At 60.5% G+C, this 15,109-nt stretch carries 16 protein-coding genes; 12 read left to right on the top strand and 4 right to left on the bottom strand.

The window, feature by feature from the left end; translation table 11 throughout:
* Positions 1-173 precede the first annotated feature (173 nt).
* A complete protein-coding gene (locus QZH45_RS11825; protein WP_053191523.1) occupies positions 174-608 on the bottom strand; it encodes a rhodanese-like domain-containing protein in 435 nt (144 codons plus the stop codon).
* 101 nt (positions 609-709) lie between these two features.
* Between QZH45_RS11825 and ftrA the strand changes: the two genes are divergently transcribed.
* Entirely contained in the window at positions 710-1,669 is a 960-nt protein-coding gene (ftrA, locus tag QZH45_RS11820; protein ID WP_024779802.1) for a transcriptional regulator FtrA, read from the top strand.
* A gap of 182 nt (positions 1,670-1,851) precedes the next feature.
* On the opposite strand, the gene cobF is transcribed toward ftrA, so the two are convergent.
* On the bottom strand, positions 1,852-2,607 hold the full coding sequence (cobF, locus tag QZH45_RS11815) for a precorrin-6A synthase (deacetylating) (protein ID WP_024779801.1): 756 nt from the start codon (positions 2,605-2,607) through the stop codon (positions 1,852-1,854).
* Positions 2,604-3,182, bottom strand: coding sequence for a histidine phosphatase family protein (locus QZH45_RS11810; RefSeq protein WP_053191521.1), 579 nt, complete (start codon positions 3,180-3,182; stop codon positions 2,604-2,606). Before QZH45_RS11810 ends, cobF begins: the two co-directional genes overlap by 4 nt.
* Positions 3,183-3,470: 288 nt before the next feature.
* On the opposite strand from QZH45_RS11810, the gene QZH45_RS11805 reads away from it, so the two are divergent.
* From QZH45_RS11805 to QZH45_RS11755, 11 genes are all read left to right on the top strand, one after another.
* On the top strand, positions 3,471-4,325 hold the full coding sequence (locus QZH45_RS11805; RefSeq protein ID WP_024779799.1) for a MurR/RpiR family transcriptional regulator: 855 nt from the start codon (positions 3,471-3,473) through the stop codon (positions 4,323-4,325).
* A gap of 2 nt (positions 4,326-4,327) precedes the next feature.
* The gene (locus QZH45_RS11800; protein WP_024779798.1) at positions 4,328-4,972 is read left to right on the top strand and encodes a cysteine hydrolase family protein; all 645 of its coding nucleotides are present in this window, start codon (positions 4,328-4,330) and stop codon (positions 4,970-4,972) included.
* Entirely contained in the window at positions 4,969-6,318 is a 1,350-nt protein-coding gene (locus QZH45_RS11795; RefSeq protein ID WP_055134856.1) for a glutamine synthetase family protein, read from the top strand. Before QZH45_RS11800 ends, QZH45_RS11795 begins: the two co-directional genes overlap by 4 nt.
* Positions 6,302-7,054 carry an N-formylglutamate amidohydrolase gene (locus QZH45_RS11790; RefSeq protein ID WP_024779796.1) on the top strand — a complete coding sequence of 251 codons (753 nt, stop codon included), beginning with the start codon at positions 6,302-6,304 and terminating at the stop codon, positions 7,052-7,054. Before QZH45_RS11795 ends, QZH45_RS11790 begins: the two co-directional genes overlap by 17 nt.
* A 60-nt stretch (positions 7,055-7,114) precedes the next feature.
* The gene (locus QZH45_RS11785; protein ID WP_055134855.1) at positions 7,115-8,464 is read left to right on the top strand and encodes an APC family permease; all 1,350 of its coding nucleotides are present in this window, start codon (positions 7,115-7,117) and stop codon (positions 8,462-8,464) included.
* 124 nt (positions 8,465-8,588) lie between these two features.
* Positions 8,589-9,605: an arginine N-succinyltransferase gene (locus QZH45_RS11780; RefSeq protein ID WP_024779794.1), complete on the top strand. Its 1,017-nt coding sequence runs from the start codon at positions 8,589-8,591 to the stop codon at positions 9,603-9,605.
* Between the two features lie 49 nt (positions 9,606-9,654).
* Positions 9,655-10,689 (top strand): arginine N-succinyltransferase, encoded by a 1,035-nt coding sequence (astA, locus tag QZH45_RS11775; RefSeq protein WP_024779793.1) that lies wholly within the window; start codon positions 9,655-9,657, stop codon positions 10,687-10,689.
* 178 nt (positions 10,690-10,867) lie between these two features.
* Positions 10,868-11,641: a hypothetical protein gene (locus tag QZH45_RS11770; RefSeq protein WP_055134854.1), complete on the top strand. Its 774-nt coding sequence runs from the start codon at positions 10,868-10,870 to the stop codon at positions 11,639-11,641.
* A complete protein-coding gene (locus tag QZH45_RS11765; protein ID WP_024779791.1) occupies positions 11,638-12,297 on the top strand; it encodes a transposase in 660 nt (219 codons plus the stop codon). Before QZH45_RS11770 ends, QZH45_RS11765 begins: the two co-directional genes overlap by 4 nt.
* A gap of 19 nt (positions 12,298-12,316) precedes the next feature.
* Complete coding sequence (locus tag QZH45_RS11760; RefSeq protein ID WP_024779790.1) at positions 12,317-12,499, top strand: hypothetical protein; 183 nt, start codon at positions 12,317-12,319, stop codon at positions 12,497-12,499.
* 179 nt (positions 12,500-12,678) lie between these two features.
* A complete protein-coding gene (locus tag QZH45_RS11755) occupies positions 12,679-13,548 on the top strand; it encodes an isocitrate lyase/PEP mutase family protein (RefSeq protein WP_024779789.1) in 870 nt (289 codons plus the stop codon).
* Positions 13,549-13,691: 143 nt separating this feature from the next.
* On the opposite strand, the gene QZH45_RS11750 is transcribed toward QZH45_RS11755, so the two are convergent.
* The gene (locus QZH45_RS11750; RefSeq protein WP_024779788.1) at positions 13,692-14,921 is read right to left on the bottom strand and encodes an acyl-CoA dehydrogenase; all 1,230 of its coding nucleotides are present in this window, start codon (positions 14,919-14,921) and stop codon (positions 13,692-13,694) included.
* Positions 14,922-15,109: the final 188 nt, after the last annotated feature.

Below are 15,109 nucleotides of genomic sequence, written 5' to 3'. Positions count from 1 at the left end.
GAAGTGGCCGAGAGTCTAGAGGGGCACTCAGAGGGGGGGATTGTGTTGAGGCGACAGATAGTTATAAAAATAACCAGGTGTGTCCATGTCCTTGAAGTTTGCGAAAAACCTGACAGGACAAACTGCTGTGACGAGGGAGCAAGTCCCTTGCCACAGCAGATCGCTGCAAAAACTCAGCAGTCGCAGCTGACCGCCGTGTCCGCCACGCGCTCCACCAGGCCGGTCAGGCGAAAACCCTCGTCGAGCCAACCCATGACACCGCCGATCATTTCCTTGACCGGATAGCCCAGGGTCGCCAGGCGGACCGCTGCCTTGTTCGCGCCGTTGCAGTGGGGCCCCGCGCAATAAACCACGAACAGCGTGGTTTTCGGATAAGCGGCCAGCGACTGGGCGGTGAGCGAGCGTGTCGGGATATTGATCGCGCCAGGCACATGGCCGCGCTCATACGCTAGGGGACCGCGGACATCCACCAGTACAAAATCGACCTCGCCGGCCTGTTGGCTGGCGTGAACGTCGGAACAATCTGTTTCGAACGTCAGACGACGACTGAAATGCTGTAAGGCGATGTCGGACGGAGCAGCAGGCACTTCGCTAACCGGGCTGGGCATTGTGGGTACTCCAAGGGGGATGAGGGCGTAAGGAGACTTTATCCGGCCTATGCTAACCGCTAAAGTGGCGCACAAGACACTCAGTGGGAATTTTCCGCCAAATGCAGCCCTCCCCCGGCCTGGTCGCGGTCCTCGCCTATGACGGCTTGTGCACGTTCGAATTCGGCGTCGCCGTCGAGATTTTCGGACTGGCCCGACCCGAGTTCGATTTTCCCTGGTATGAACACCGGATCGTCGCCGTCGATGATGGCCCATTGCGCGCCATGGGCGGCTTCCAGGTGCTGGCCGATGGAGGCATGGAGCTGCTGGATGCGGCCCGGACCATCGTGATTCCCGGCTGGCGCAGCCGCAGCGAGCCTCCGTCCGAAGACTTGCTGGAAACACTGCGCAGAGCTCATGCCCGAGGCGCGCGCCTGCTGTCGATATGCTCCGGGGCATTCGTGTTGGCGGCCGCCGGACTGTTGGACGGGCTGGGAGCCACGACCCACTGGCGTTACACCGATGAACTGGCCGAAAACTTTCCGGCCATCCTGGTCGATCCGGATGTGTTGTACGTGGATTCAGGCCAGGTCATCACCTCGGCCGGCAGCGCCGCAGGCATCGATGCCTGCCTGCATCTGGTGGCGCGGGATTTCGGTGCCCAAGTCGCCAACGCCGTTGCGCGCCGATTGGTGATGCCGACACAACGCACCGGCGGCCAGGCGCAGTTCATTCCGTCGCCGGTCAGCCGCACCCCACGTAGTGATTTGTCCGGGGTCATGCAGTGGGCCCGTGAACACCTGCACGAACCCCTCGGCGTGCGCGAACTCGCCAGTCAGGCGGCCATGAGCGAACGAACGTTCCTGCGCCGCTTTACCCAGGCCTGCGGTCTGTCGCCCAGGGCCTGGCTGCAGCATGAACGCCTGGCGCGCGCCCGGGAGCTGCTGGAAAGCACCAGGGACAATACCGACAACATTGCCCATCTGTGCGGCTACCGTTCGGTGGAAAGCTTTCGCGTGGCGTTTCGCAGCGTGGTGGGGTTGGCACCGTCGGCGTATCGGGAGCGGTTTGGGCGCGGGTGACCCCGGATGGGCAGCGATCAAAACTGGCGGGCACCGTTGTGGCGAGGGGATTTATCCCCGTTGGGCTGCGAAGCAGCCTCAAACATGATGGGATCATCCTGAAACAGTAAGGGGGCCGCTTCGCGGCCCAGCGGGGATAAATCCCCTCGCCACAAAGTTGATGCAGCGGCGCCATTTGGATATCAACGCTTGCGCAGTAAATAGGTATCCATGATCCACCCATTTGCCAGCCGCGCTGCCTTGCGGGTGCGCTCGATGTCATCGGCCACGTCCCCCAACCGCCCGGCGATGAGCAGCTCGTCCGGCGTCCCGACGTAAGCGCCCCAGTAAATATGCGTATCGGGATCGCTCACCTGGCGGTACGCATCCTCGGCGTCGAGCATCACCACCACGCTCGCCGCGTCGCCCACCTGCCCCGCCGCCAACCGCCGCCCCGTAGTGATCTCCAACGCGCCGCCAATGCTGTTCAACGGTACTTTGTGCTGCGCCGCCAGGGCCTGGACGCTGGTGATACCCGGGATCACTTCGAACTCGAAGTCGCAGCGCCCCGTCTCGAGAAGGGCCTGCAAGATGCGAACAGTGCTGTCGTACAACGACGGATCGCCCCATACCAGAAATCCACCGCATTGCCCGTCGGACAGCTCTTCGTCGATCAACCTTGCGAACGTCGCCTGCTTCGCGCGGTTCAGATCTTCGATGCTGCCGGCGTAGTCCGGGTCGCCGCGTTGACGTTCAGGACTGCAGGCTTCGACAAAACGATAAGGACGATCAACGATGTAGCGCATGCAGATGTCGCGCCGCAGGTCCAGCAAGGTGTGCTTGGTCGGTCCCTTGTCCATGAGGAAGAACACATCTACCCGATTCAGGGCTTTTACTGCCTGCATCGTCAGGTAATCCGGATCACCCGCGCCGATGCCGATGACTGAAAGTCTCTTCATTCACGTGCCCCCTGCTCAGACCCCAACGTGCGCAATCGCCACATCCCATTGAAGCGCAGTTCCAGAGAGGATAGCGGTTCGATGTCGATCCGGTTGAAGGTGGTTGCCGGGCATTGCAACACATTCATCAGGGCCGCCCGGATCACGAATGGATGAGTGATGGCAAGCAGGTGTCCCGGTTCATTTTCCAGGCTTGCCAGCCAGTCCCCGACACGACGGCACAGCCCGTCGATGGACTCGCCGCCATGGGGAGTGGCATGGGGATCATTGAGCCAGGCTTGCAGGTGTTCCGGCTCGGCCTGGAGCAACGCGTCGATGGATAACCCGCGCCACCGCCCCATATCACAATCGGCCAGGACCTGGACCACCTGGAACTCGTCGCCGAACAACGCGGCTGTCTGGCGGGTGCGCAACTCAGGCCCACACAGGATGTGCGAAGCGTTCCGATAGCCGTGGCCGGCCTTCAGGCGCCTGGCCAGCCAATCAGCGTCCAGTGATTCGTCCAGGGCGAAACGCGCCTGTTTCTGGGCGACGGTTCGGGCATGACTGATCAAGGTCAGACGAGTGGCTTGCACGCGGAATACTCACACTAGCGGAGACTGGATACTGGGATCTTTTCGTATACGGCACCTTATATGAAATCAAATATCCGAGACAAAAAGTCGTTATGTCTGACACGGAAAAAAGCAATGGCTGACATACCACTCCACTCATCCCAAGCCCCCGCCCTACAGGACTTTCGCACCATTTCTGGGCATTTTAAACGAAACGTAAAAACCACTGGACATGTAGCACTGGCTACATAAATACTGTTTTAAGAAGTTATGAAATAAATTCAACACCCCGTCCAGCAAGGAGCACGGATGCCGCCTCTCAGGGACCTTATTACCGATCCCGGTCTGATATTGACGCCGTCGGAACGCAAGGTCGTACGTGCGCTGCTTGATCATTACCCGCGCAATGGCTTGGGCCCGATGTCGCGCCTGGCCGAACATGCCGGCGTGAGTGATCCGACCATTGTGCGCCTGGTAAAGAAACTTGGATTCGGTGGCTATGCCGAGTTTCAGGACGCGCTGCTGGTCGACATGGACCACCGCCTGCGCTCTCCCCGCACGATGTTGCAGCCTCGGACCAAATTGCAGCAAGGCGACACCTGGAGCCAATACCTGGTGGCCAGCCAGCGCAGTCTTCTGGAAACCCAAGCCCTGACGCAGCCAGAAGACGTGCGCATTCTCGTGCAATGGCTGCTCGAGACCCGGCACCAGGTGCATTGCTTCGGCGGACGCTTCAGCAGCTTTCTCGCCCATTACCTGCTCAATCACCTGCGCCTGCTGCGGGCCGGTTGTTTTGCCCTGGAAGACAACGCCCAACTGCCCGACCGTCTGTTCGATGTGCAACGCCAGGATGTGGTGCTGATCTTCGATTATCGTCGCTACCAGGCCCAGGCCCTTCGTGTCGCCAGCGCGGCCAAGGAACGCCATGCCCGGGTCGTACTGTTCAGCGACGTCTATGCCTCGCCCCTGCGCGAACTGGCCGACCTGATTATCAGCGCGCCGGTGGAGTCGGTTTCGGCCTTCGACAGCCTGGTACCGGCGTTGGCCCAGGTCGAAGCACTGATCGCCTGCCTGACGTTGCAATGTCCTGGCCTGGCCGAACGCCTGGACGGTATCGACGCCTTGCGCACCGAGTTCAACACGCACCTGTTGGAGGAAAAATAAGGATGTTCTCACTCCCTCACCGCTCCCCCCGGGATCTGCCGTTCACCCGCGACCATACGGCGTTGCTGTTGGTGGACATGCAATGCGCCTGGCTGGAACCGCAGTTCGATGCTCATCTGGACACGCCCGAAGCCGGCTATTTCATTCGCCGCGCCCGCCAGAGCGTGATTCCCAACCAGCAACGCCTGCTCGACGGGGTGCGTGCAGCCCGGCAAAACGTGTTGCATACCCACATCGAAAGCCTCACTGCCGATGGCCGCGACCGCTCCCTGGATCACAAGCTGTCGGATATGCACTTGCCCAAGGGCAGCCCGCAGGCGCAGATCATCGCCGAGCTGACGCCGCAGGAAAACGAGATCGTGTTGCCCAAGACCTCCTCGGGGGTCTTCAACTCCACCAATATCGACTATGTGTTGCGCAACCTGCAGGTCCGGCACCTGATCGTCGCCGGCATCGTCACTGACCAGTGCGTCGACATGGCCGTGCGCGACGCCGCCGACCGCGGTTATCTGGTCACACTGGTGGAGGACGCCTGCGCCACGTATACCGAACAGCGTCACCTGGCCTGCCTGAACGCCATCAAGGGTTATTGCTGGATCACCGACACCGACACCGTGCTCGGTCGTTTGCAGGAGATGCAACCGTGAGCCGTCTCGAAGCCGCAACACTCGCGCCGCTGCCCGTCACCACGCTGGTGAGCACCGACTTGATCGGCGTGACCCGCGGGCGCTCCTTTCCCAGCGATGAACTGTCCCACTACGTCACTGCCGGCTGTGGCTGGGTGCCGGCCAACAGTGCGCTGACGCCCCAGGACATCATTGCCTCGAGCAACCCCTGGGGGGCGTATGGCGATCTGCGGCTGGTGCCGGACCTGTCCAGTCGGGTCACCATCAGCAATGGCCCTGACGCCGAGGCCCCGGCGCTGGACTTCATTCATTGTGACGTGCGCGAGACCGACGGCCGGCCCTGGGGCGCTTGCCCGCGTACGCTGCTGCACGACGAAGTGGAACGCTATCGCACCGAGCTGGGCTTGCAGGTCTTCGCCGCGTTTGAACATGAGTTCAATCTCAAGTCCCCCCTGCCCCTACCCGATCGCCTGGCTTTCAGCCTCCAGGCCCAGCGCCAGCAGGCCGGTTTCGCCGGGTGGCTGCTCAGTGCCCTGCGGGCCGGGGGCGTCGAGCCGGAAATGTTCCTGCCCGAATACGGCAAGCATCAATACGAGATTACGTGCCGCCCGACCCTGGGCGTCGCCGCCGCCGACCGTGCGGTGAACGTGCGGGAAATCACCCGCGAGATCGCCCGTCAGATGGGCCTGGAGGCGAGCTTCGCCGCCAAGACATCGGCAGATGCCGTGTGCAACGGTGTACACCTGCACCTGAGCCTGCAAGACCTGGACGGTGATCCCGTGTTCCACGACAACGCGAGCAGCAACGGTCTGTCCAGCCTTGGTCGTCACTGGGCCGCCGGTGTACTGCAGCATCTGCCGGCACTGTGTGCGCTGACCGCGCCCACGCCGGTTTCCTACGAACGCCTGCAACCCCATCACTGGAGCGCATCCTACGCTTGCCTGGGACAGCGCAACCGCGAGGCGGCGCTGCGCATCTGCCCGACCGTGAGCCTGGGTGGCAAGCCGCTGGCGAACCAGTACAACCTGGAATTCCGCGCCATGGACGCCACCGCGTCACCGCATCTGGCGATGGCGGCCCTGCTGATCGCCGGACGACTGGGCATCGAACAACGACTGGCGCTCAGTGCCGTCACCGATGAAATACCCGACGACCTGGATGAAGAAGAACGCCGGACTCGTGGCATTATCGCCCTGCCGACCACCCTGGCCCAGGCACTGGATTGCCTGCGTCACAGCGGGGCACTGGTGGATGCGCTGCCCGGCCCGCTGGTCGAAACCTACTTCGCCTTGAAGGCCCAGGAACTGGCCTTGACCCAGGCGCTGTCACCTGCCGAGCGATGTGAGCACTATGCGCGAATCTATTGAGTGCGCCGAGTCGGGGCTTTACACCGAGCCGCCCTACCGGCTGATCCGGGAGAACGCCGAACACCCATTGATATTGGTGTGCGAACATGCCAGCCGCTTCATCCCCGCCGCGCTGAACGATTTGGGCCTGGACGAGACCGCGGCCCATGAACATATTGCCTGGGACATCGGTGCCCTGGCCCTGGCCGAACACCTGGCCGAGACGCTGGGCGCGACCTTGCTGTCGGCCAACTATTCACGCCTGCTGATCGACCTGAATCGCCCGCTCCACGTGCCGGACAGCATCCCGCCCCAGAGCGAGATCTATCAGGTCCCGGGCAATCAGTCCCTGGACGAAGCCACGCGGCAGTACCGTCAGCAGTACCTGTTCCACCCGTTCCATGACCGCTTGCGGTCGCTGATCGACCAGCGCCTGGCCGACAACCGACCGACGCGGGTGGTGGGCATCCACAGTTTCACCCCCGTGTTCTATGGCCAGCCGCGCGCCCTGGAAGCCGGCGTACTGTTCGCCGAAGCAGTGGACTACGCACAGCGCATCGTCGATGGGCTGAGCCAGCATTCGCTGCGGGTGGCAGGCAACCAGCCTTACCGGATCAACCCGTTGAGCGACATGACCGTTCCGGTCCACGGCGATAGTCGCGGCCTGGATGCGGTGTTGATCGAAGTGCGCAATGACCTGTTGCGTAGTCCCGAAGCGGTGCGCACCTGGAGCGCCTACCTGGCGCCGCTGCTGTGACGGGCAACAACAAACGATAGAAAAACAAAATCAACGATTGGCTGAAAGGGAGAACGGCTTGTGAGTATCGAGGCATTTGGCTACAAACAGGAATTGAAGCGCAGCCTGTCGCTGACGGACCTGGTGGTATACGGGATGATCTTCATGATTCCCATCGCACCGTTTGGCGTGTATGGCTACGTGAACGCCGAGGCGCCGGGGATGGTGCCGCTGGCGTACATCATCGGCATGGTGGCGATGCTGTTCACCGCGCTGAGCTACGGCAGCATGGCCCGAGCCTTCCCGGTTGCCGGTTCCGTCTATTCCTACGCCCAAAGGGGCCTTAACCCACACGTTGGGTTCATTGCCGGCTGGTTGATGCTGCTGGACTACCTGCTGATCCCGCCGCTGCTCTATGTCTACGCCGCCATGGCACTGAATCACCTGTATCCGGACATTCCCAAGGTCGGTTTCATCCTGGCCTTCCTGGTGAGTGCGACCTTCGTCAACCTGCGGGGTATCACCTTCACCGCACGGATGAACATCATTTTTCTGCTTGCCCAACTGGTGGTGCTGGGCATTTTCCTGTTCTACGCCTGGAATGCCCTGCACGGCGGAGCCGGTAACGGCCAGATGACCCTGGCGCCGCTGTACAGCCCGGAACACTTCAACTTCGCCCTGCTGATGCAAGCCGTGTCGATCGCCGTGTTGTCGTTCCTCGGGTTCGATGCCATCTCCACCCTGGCAGAAGAAATCAAGGATGATCCGGGACGCAGCATTGGCAAGGCAGCACTGGTGACCCTGTTGGTCATGGGCGCGATTTTCGTGGTGCAGACCTGGATCGCCACGGACCTGGCGGCCGGGATGGGCTTCAAGTCCGCCGACACCGCTTTCTATGAAATCGCCGAACTGGCGGCCGGCAGTTGGCTGGCAACCCTGACAGCCGTCGCCACCGCGCTGGCGTGGGGCGTGGCGGTGGCGATCACCTCCCAGGCCGCGGTGTCGCGTCTGTTGTTCGGCATGGCCCGGGACGGAAAGTTGCCCAAGGTACTGGCCAAGGTCCATCCGAAACACAACACGCCCTACATGAGCATCTATCTGGTTGCCGTGCTGTCGCTGCTGATCTGCTACCTGTTCATCAACGCCGTGGACACCCTGACGTCCCTGGTCAACTTCGGCGCATTGAGCGGCTTCATGTTGTTGCACATTACCGTGATCAACCACTACTGGCGCCGCCAGCGGTCCGGGCAACTGATCCGTCACCTGATCTGCCCGCTGGTCGGCTTCGGCATCGTCGCGGCCATTATGTACAACATGGGCGTGGATGCGCAGAAGCTGGGCCTGGTCTGGATTGCAGCGGGTCTGATCTATCTGTGCGTACTCATCAAGTTCGGCAGCCACAACGCCCTGCCCGACCCGACGGGCCATTGAAATCAGGAGCTGGTCGCAGGGGCGGCCAGCCGCCGCTGCGGTTGTAATCGTTACAACGCGTGGACATCGACAGTGATCGTCAAGCCCGGTGCAGTCACCGGGCCCTGGAACAGGAGTGCAATCCATGCTGGCCTTACGTCCAGTTCAGTTAAGCGATCTGCAACAACTGCAGCAGCTGGCCCGTGACAGCCTGGTGGGGGTCACCTCGCTTCCAGACGATACCGAGTGCCTGCGGGGAAAAATTCTCGACTCGTGCGCTTCGTTCGACGCCGACGTACAAAGCCCGGCGGGGGAGAATTATTTTTTCGTGTTGCAAGACCTGGTCTCCGGGCGCCTGGTCGGCTGTTCGGAGATTCTCGCCAGCACCGGTTGCAACGAACCGTTCTATAGCCTGCGCAACCGACCGTTTTCCAGCGCCTCCCGGGAACTGAACATCCACCACGGCGTACCGGCACTGTCTCTGTGCCAGGACCTCAACGGCCAGACCCTGCTGCGCGGCTTTCACATCAACGCCGAACGGGTGCGTACGCCGGAATCGGAACTGCTGTCCCGGGCCCGGCTGATGTTCATCGCCGCTCACCCGCAACGCTTCGCCGAATCGGTCATCACGGAAATCGTCGGTTTCAGCAGCGAAGACGGCCAGTCACCGTTCTGGGACGCCATCGGCCAGCATTTTTTCGACTTGCCCTACGCCGAAGCCGAACGCCTGTGTGGTCTGCAAAGCCGTACTTTCCTAGCAGAGCTGATGCCCCAGTACCCCATTTATGTCCCCATGTTGCCGCCAGCGGCCCAGGCCTGTATCGGCCAGGTGCACCCTGACGGCCAGGAAGCCTTCGACATCCTGGCGCGCGAGGGTTTCGAAACCAACAGCTACGTGGACCTCTTCGATGGCGGACCGACGCTGCACGCCCGCGTCGCGAATATTCGCTCCATCGCCGAAAGTCGTATGGCTTCGGCCCGGCAGAGCCCGCAGATTGACGCCCGGGGTCGCTATCTGGTGAGCAACGACAACCTGGGACATTACCGGGCGATCGTGGCTGAACTGGACGTTGGCACCGAGGGCACTGTAACCCTGACGCCCGAGATGCTCGCAGCACTGGAAATCACTGACGGACAGCAGATCCGGGTGGTTGCCTTATGAACGCCATGCAACGTCGTGTCCCAGGCCGACACGATGAAGGAGCTGCATCATGATTGTCCGTCCGGTCGCCATCACCGACCTGCCTTCATTGCTGGACCTCGCCCGCTGCGCGGGCCCGGGATTCACCAGCCTGCCGGCCAATGAAGAACGCCTGGCTCATCGCATACGCTGGGCCCAGCGTACCTTTGCCGGTCAGGTCGAGCGGGCCGACGCCGACTACCTGTTCGTGCTGGAGGACGATGACCGGCAAGTGGTTGGTATCAGCGCCCTGACCGGCGCGGTGGGCTTGCGTGAGCCGTGGTACAACTATCGGGTCGGGGTCACGGTCAGTGCGGCGCCAGAGCTGGGCATCCAGCGACAGATCCCCACCCTGTTCCTCAATAACGAAATGACCGGGCAGTCGGAAATCTGCTCGCTGTTCCTGCATCCCGCCCAGCGCCGGGGTCATAACGGGCGGCTGTTGTCCCTGGCACGTCTGTTGTTCGTTGCGGAGTTCTCTCAGCTGTTCGGGGAAAAACTGATCGCAGAGTTACGCGGCCATGCCGACGAGCACGGTTGCTCGCCGTTCTGGGACAGCCTGGGACGACACTTTTTCCAGAAAGACTTCGCCTACGCCGATCAGTTATCCGGCATGGGCAACAAATCATTCATCGCCGAGTTGATGCCGCGCCAGCCGCTGTACACCTGCCTGCTTACCCAACAGGCCCAGGCTGTGATCGGCAAGGCCCACCCGAACACCGAACCGGCTTTGAAGATCCTTGGCGCCGAGGGTTTCAGGCATAAGGGTTACATCGATATTTTCGACGGCGGCCCGGTGATCGAAGCGCCGGTCTCGACCATCCGCAGCATCCGCGACAGCCAGTCACTGGTCCTGGCCGTCGGCTCACCGGACGAACAGGCACCCGTCTGGCTGATCCACAACCGGCGCCTGGAAAACTGCCGCGTCACCAGCGCCCGGGGCCATCACAACGGTCACAGCCTGGTCGTCGACCGTCTTACCGCCAAGCGCCTGCAAATGCAGCCAGGCGACACGGTACGCGCCGTGCCGCTGCTCGGGCGGGAACGACAGGCTGTGGCGGCGTAGCGAGTACACATGAGCCACCTGCGGCCCCCAGGATCACTGGCGGCCTGTCGGCAGGGTTCCCTACCCTGCATAAAAACGCCTTAGTTAATTCGTAATACTTGTCGACAATTCCTTAGTTGCCGCCACTTCGCACAAAAACCATACTTTCGCGCATCGACCTACTGCAGCGAAAACGCTCATGATCAAGAATCTTATTAGTAAAAATTTTTCGCCAGAGTATATAGCGAAAGAAATAAAAACGCTCGACATGACCGCGCAAGTCAACCAACTGATCAACCACTTGCATACCCAACCGGCGTTTGCCAATGCACAGTCCCGGCGTGCGACCATCATGAACATTTCCAATCCGCACACCGGAACTCTCGTATTGCATTGCACGAATATCGGCAATATCAGCATCCGGACACTCACTTCCGATAATGCTCTTTCGCCGCTTTACTCGGTTCCCGGACACAGCATTCTGTTTACACTTGATCAACCGTTCGAAGTGCAGCGTTATGTGCGCCATGAGCATCAACTTGAAAAACTCGACAGCGTTATCATTGATCAGCAACACCCGCTCATTGTTGATGGCAGTCGAACCTTATTCGACTACGCTCCGGCAGAGCGGGAAACTGCCCGACTAGCGGGCCGAATCAACTTGCTGGACAGAAGTGCCGACATCAGCGTATTTGATCGCCTTTCGTTGCAGAAAATAGCCTGGTTGCCTCACGACGAGAGCGCCGCCCGGTTTCTGGTGAGCCTGGAACTGCTCGAAACCGTCCGCGACCCAGGAGGATCGCGGGTTGCCGAAGAGCTGGTCTATCACTATCACCCGGCAGTGGCGTGGAAAGCCCTTCAGCTGCTTTACCAGGCCGATCCGCAAAAGGCATTGAGCTATGTCCCGCTGTTAAAAAAACTCAAGAACCCGCGCCTGGATAACTTGCTGTCTCCACTGGAGAAGGTGGCATGAACCTGGACGCATTTATAGCGCGCTTATATAACTATGATCTGCAGCGCGACAAGAGCTGCATCATTGACGACCTGCGCCAGTTGGCTTCAAACCGCTGCTTATTAAGCGAGCATCTTTATGCCTCGATCCAGCAGGATGGCTTCAGTATCCGCAGCAGCCTCTACAATGCCTATGCCTTTGTACTGCACAGCGATGACCTGTTCACTCTTCGCCTGGGATTCTGGTCACCGGTCAACCTGCATGATGAACGTGAAACCTTTATCTACAACCTGAACCACAGTCATGATTTTGAAATGTATACCGTCGGCTACAGTGGCGACGGCTACACGACAGTCATCCGCGAAATACTGGACGACCTGCCACTGCAAGCAGGCAAGATACCTCGACTGGGGAAACCGCGCAGCATCAAACTTTCGCCCGGCGAAGTCTTATATATGCCGCCCCTTAGGGAAATCCATAAGCAAATCGCCCCCCTATCAATGTCCGCATCGCTGAGTCTGCTTATTCATCCTGAACATTCGACCCACGCTGACCAAGCCTGGTGTTTTGACGAACATTACATGCCGCTTTACCCCGGCATCGCTGCGCAAGAGACCGCACTGTTTACACAGATGCTGTCATTGCTCCCCCCTGGGCAGTCATTCGCTGTCCAATAACCCAAAAAGGAAGTAAACCGTGAATAATCCGATGAGTAATTGGGATGAAAGCCCCTTGTTGCGCGCGGCGACCAATGTGGTCGATACCGCCATGCAGCTCACCAGCGAGATCCACTGCACCATTCCGGGGTTCCCAACCCGCTTCAACGTGGGAAACATCCATGAAATCAAGCAAATCTGGAGCTTGCCGCCCCAGGACTGAGTAGCTATCGGATGATCGGCCCAGGCCGCAGACTTTCCGGGTCTGCGGCCTTTTTGATGCGCGGCAAACATGGCCCATGCGCATTCGTCATCATCTTTACTCCTGCCACATGATAGCCTTTGGTTCTTTCGGCGTTGACACTTTTGCTCAAGCCCTTCCATTCCATTGGTGGAACTCATATGTCCAGGCTATCCCATCAAGATTTGCGCCGCAGCTTCCGCCAACTCCTGGCTTCCCAGACCTGCTACCACACCGCATCGGTGTTTGACCCGATGTCGGCGCGCATTGCCGCCGACTTGGGTTTCGAAGTGGGAATCCTCGGCGGCTCGGTTGCGTCGTTACAAGTATTGGGTGCACCAGACTTTGCGTTGATCACCCTCAGCGAGTTCGCCGAACAGGCCACCCGCATCGGCCGAGTAGCCCAACTACCGGTGATCGCCGATGCCGATCATGGCTATGGCAATGCTCTGAACGTGATGCGAACCATCATCGAGCTCGAACGCGCCGGCGTGGCAGCCCTCACCATCGAAGACACGCTGCTACCGGCCCAGTTTGGCCGCAAATCCACCGACCTGATCTGCGTTGCGGAAGGGGTTGGCAAGATCCGCGCAGCGTTGGAAGCCCGGGTCGATCCGGAGATGGCAATCATCGCCCGCACCAATGCCGGGATCCTGCCGGTCCAGGAAATCATCAGCCGTACCCGGCAATACGAACGAGCCGGTGCGGACGGGATTTGCATGGTGGGCGTGCAGGACTTCGAGCACCTGGAGAAGATCAGCGAAAATCTGACGGTGCCCTTGATGCTCGTCACCTATGGCAATCCGCTTCTGCGCGACGACAAACGCCTGGCCGAGCTGGGCGTGCGGGTCACCATTGACGGTCACGGGGCCTACTTCGCCGCGATCAAGGCCACCTATGACAGCCTTCGCGAGCAACGGCAGATCTTCACCCAGGCCTCGGACCTCAGCGCCACCGAACTGACCCATACCTACACCCAGCCCGAGGAATACATCCGCTGGGCCGAGGAGTACATGAGCGTCAAGGAATAACTGCGAAATGTGTGTTCACCACAGATCCCGTGTGGAAGCCGAGCTTGCTCGCGATGACGGCGTCACAGTCACCCTCCCAGTCGGCTGACCCATCGCCATCGCGAGCAAGCTCGGCTCCCACGGGGTCTGTGGTTACAGAGCCCTCAGCGCTCGCTGCGCAGCATCTCCTTGGGCACGTACTTGCCGATTTCAAACTTGCCGATGGCGGCGCGATGGACTTCGTCCGGGCCGTCGGCCAGGCGCAAGGTGCGCTGCATGGCATACATGTAGGCCAGCGGGAAATCGTTGGACACCCCGGCACCGCCATGGATCTGGATCGCACGGTCGATGACCTTCAGGGCCACATTCGGCGCGACCACCTTGATCTGGGCGATTTCACTTTTCGCCACCTTGTTGCCGACGGTGTCCATCATGTAAGCCGCCTTCAAGGTCAACAAACGAGCCATGTCGATTTCCATCCGTGAGTCGGCAATCTTGTCGACGTTGCCACCCAGGCGCGCCAGCGGTTTACCGAAAGCGGTGCGACTGACGGCGCGTTTGCACATCAACTCCAACGCCCGCTCGGCCATGCCGATGGAACGCATGCAGTGATGGATACGGCCCGGGCCGAGGCGCCCCTGGGCAATTTCAAAGCCGCGTCCTTCACCCAGCAGAACGTTTTCGTAGGGCACCCGCACGTTATCGAACAGCACTTCGGCGTGGCCGTGGGGCGCATCGTCGTAACCGAATACCGGTAGCGGCCGCACGATCTTGACCCCGGGGGTGTCCACCGGCACCAGAATCATCGAGTGTTGGGCATGGCGCGGCGCGTCCGGGTTGCTCAGCCCCATGAAGATCAGGATCTTGCAGCGCGGGTCACAGGCGCCGGAGGTCCACCACTTCTTGCCGTTGATCACCCATTGGTCACCCTCGCGCTCCGCGCGGGCGGCCATGTTGGTGGCGTCCGAGGACGCCACGTCCGGTTCAGTCATGGCGAAGGCCGAACGGATCTCGCCCCGCAGCAGCGGCTGCAACCAGCGCTGTTTCTGCTCCTCATTGGCGTAACGCACCAATACTTCCATGTTGCCGGTGTCCGGCGCCGAGCAGTTGAACGGCTCCGGCCCCAGTAACGAACGACCCATGATCTCCGCCAGCGGTGCGTACTCCAGGTTGGTCAGGCCGGCGCCCAGTTCGGACTCGGGCAGGAAAAGATTCCACAGGCCTTCGGCTTTGGCCTTGGCCTTGAGCTCTTCCATGATGGCAGTGGGCTGCCAGCGATCACCTTCGGCCACTTGCCGTTCGAACACCGCTTCGGCCGGATAGACGTAGGTATCCATGAACGCCGTGACGCGTTCACGCAATTCCTGAACCTTGGGGGAATAGGCAAAATCCATGGGCAACACCTTCTTGGCAGAGGTTGATTTCAGATCATGGAATCGATGCTAGTTCAGCTACGAAAATTTACCTAACCTATTCTCGGCGTGTATTAACATTCATCACCGATATATGGTTCACTGATTTCCATCGCCACACGACACCTCACGACACGCCCGAGAAACCGTCTAAAAACAAGAGTGCAGCG

Origin of the sequence: Pseudomonas corrugata (assembly GCF_050920615.1) — a bacterium.
Taxonomy (GTDB): Bacteria; Pseudomonadota; Gammaproteobacteria; order Pseudomonadales; family Pseudomonadaceae; genus Aquipseudomonas; species Aquipseudomonas corrugata.
The sequence above is the reverse complement of the archived record's forward strand: the minus strand, read 5'-3'. Positions and strand labels throughout refer to the sequence as shown.

Coding starts and splice junctions, on each gene's coding strand:
- QZH45_RS11825 (WP_053191523.1), bottom strand. CDS start 608: ATGCCCAGCCCGGTTAGCGAAGTGCCTGCTGCTCCGTCCGACATCGCC.
- ftrA (WP_024779802.1), top strand. CDS start 710: ATGCAGCCCTCCCCCGGCCTGGTCGCGGTCCTCGCCTATGACGGCTTG.
- cobF (WP_024779801.1), bottom strand. CDS start 2,607: ATGAAGAGACTTTCAGTCATCGGCATCGGCGCGGGTGATCCGGATTAC.
- QZH45_RS11805 (WP_024779799.1), top strand. CDS start 3,471: ATGCCGCCTCTCAGGGACCTTATTACCGATCCCGGTCTGATATTGACG.
- QZH45_RS11800 (WP_024779798.1), top strand. CDS start 4,328: ATGTTCTCACTCCCTCACCGCTCCCCCCGGGATCTGCCGTTCACCCGC.
- QZH45_RS11790 (WP_024779796.1), top strand. CDS start 6,302: ATGCGCGAATCTATTGAGTGCGCCGAGTCGGGGCTTTACACCGAGCCG.
- QZH45_RS11780 (WP_024779794.1), top strand. CDS start 8,589: ATGCTGGCCTTACGTCCAGTTCAGTTAAGCGATCTGCAACAACTGCAG.
- astA (WP_024779793.1), top strand. CDS start 9,655: ATGATTGTCCGTCCGGTCGCCATCACCGACCTGCCTTCATTGCTGGAC.
- QZH45_RS11770 (WP_055134854.1), top strand. CDS start 10,868: ATGATCAAGAATCTTATTAGTAAAAATTTTTCGCCAGAGTATATAGCG.
- QZH45_RS11765 (WP_024779791.1), top strand. CDS start 11,638: ATGAACCTGGACGCATTTATAGCGCGCTTATATAACTATGATCTGCAG.
- QZH45_RS11755 (WP_024779789.1), top strand. CDS start 12,679: ATGTCCAGGCTATCCCATCAAGATTTGCGCCGCAGCTTCCGCCAACTC.
- QZH45_RS11750 (WP_024779788.1), bottom strand. CDS start 14,921: ATGGATTTTGCCTATTCCCCCAAGGTTCAGGAATTGCGTGAACGCGTC.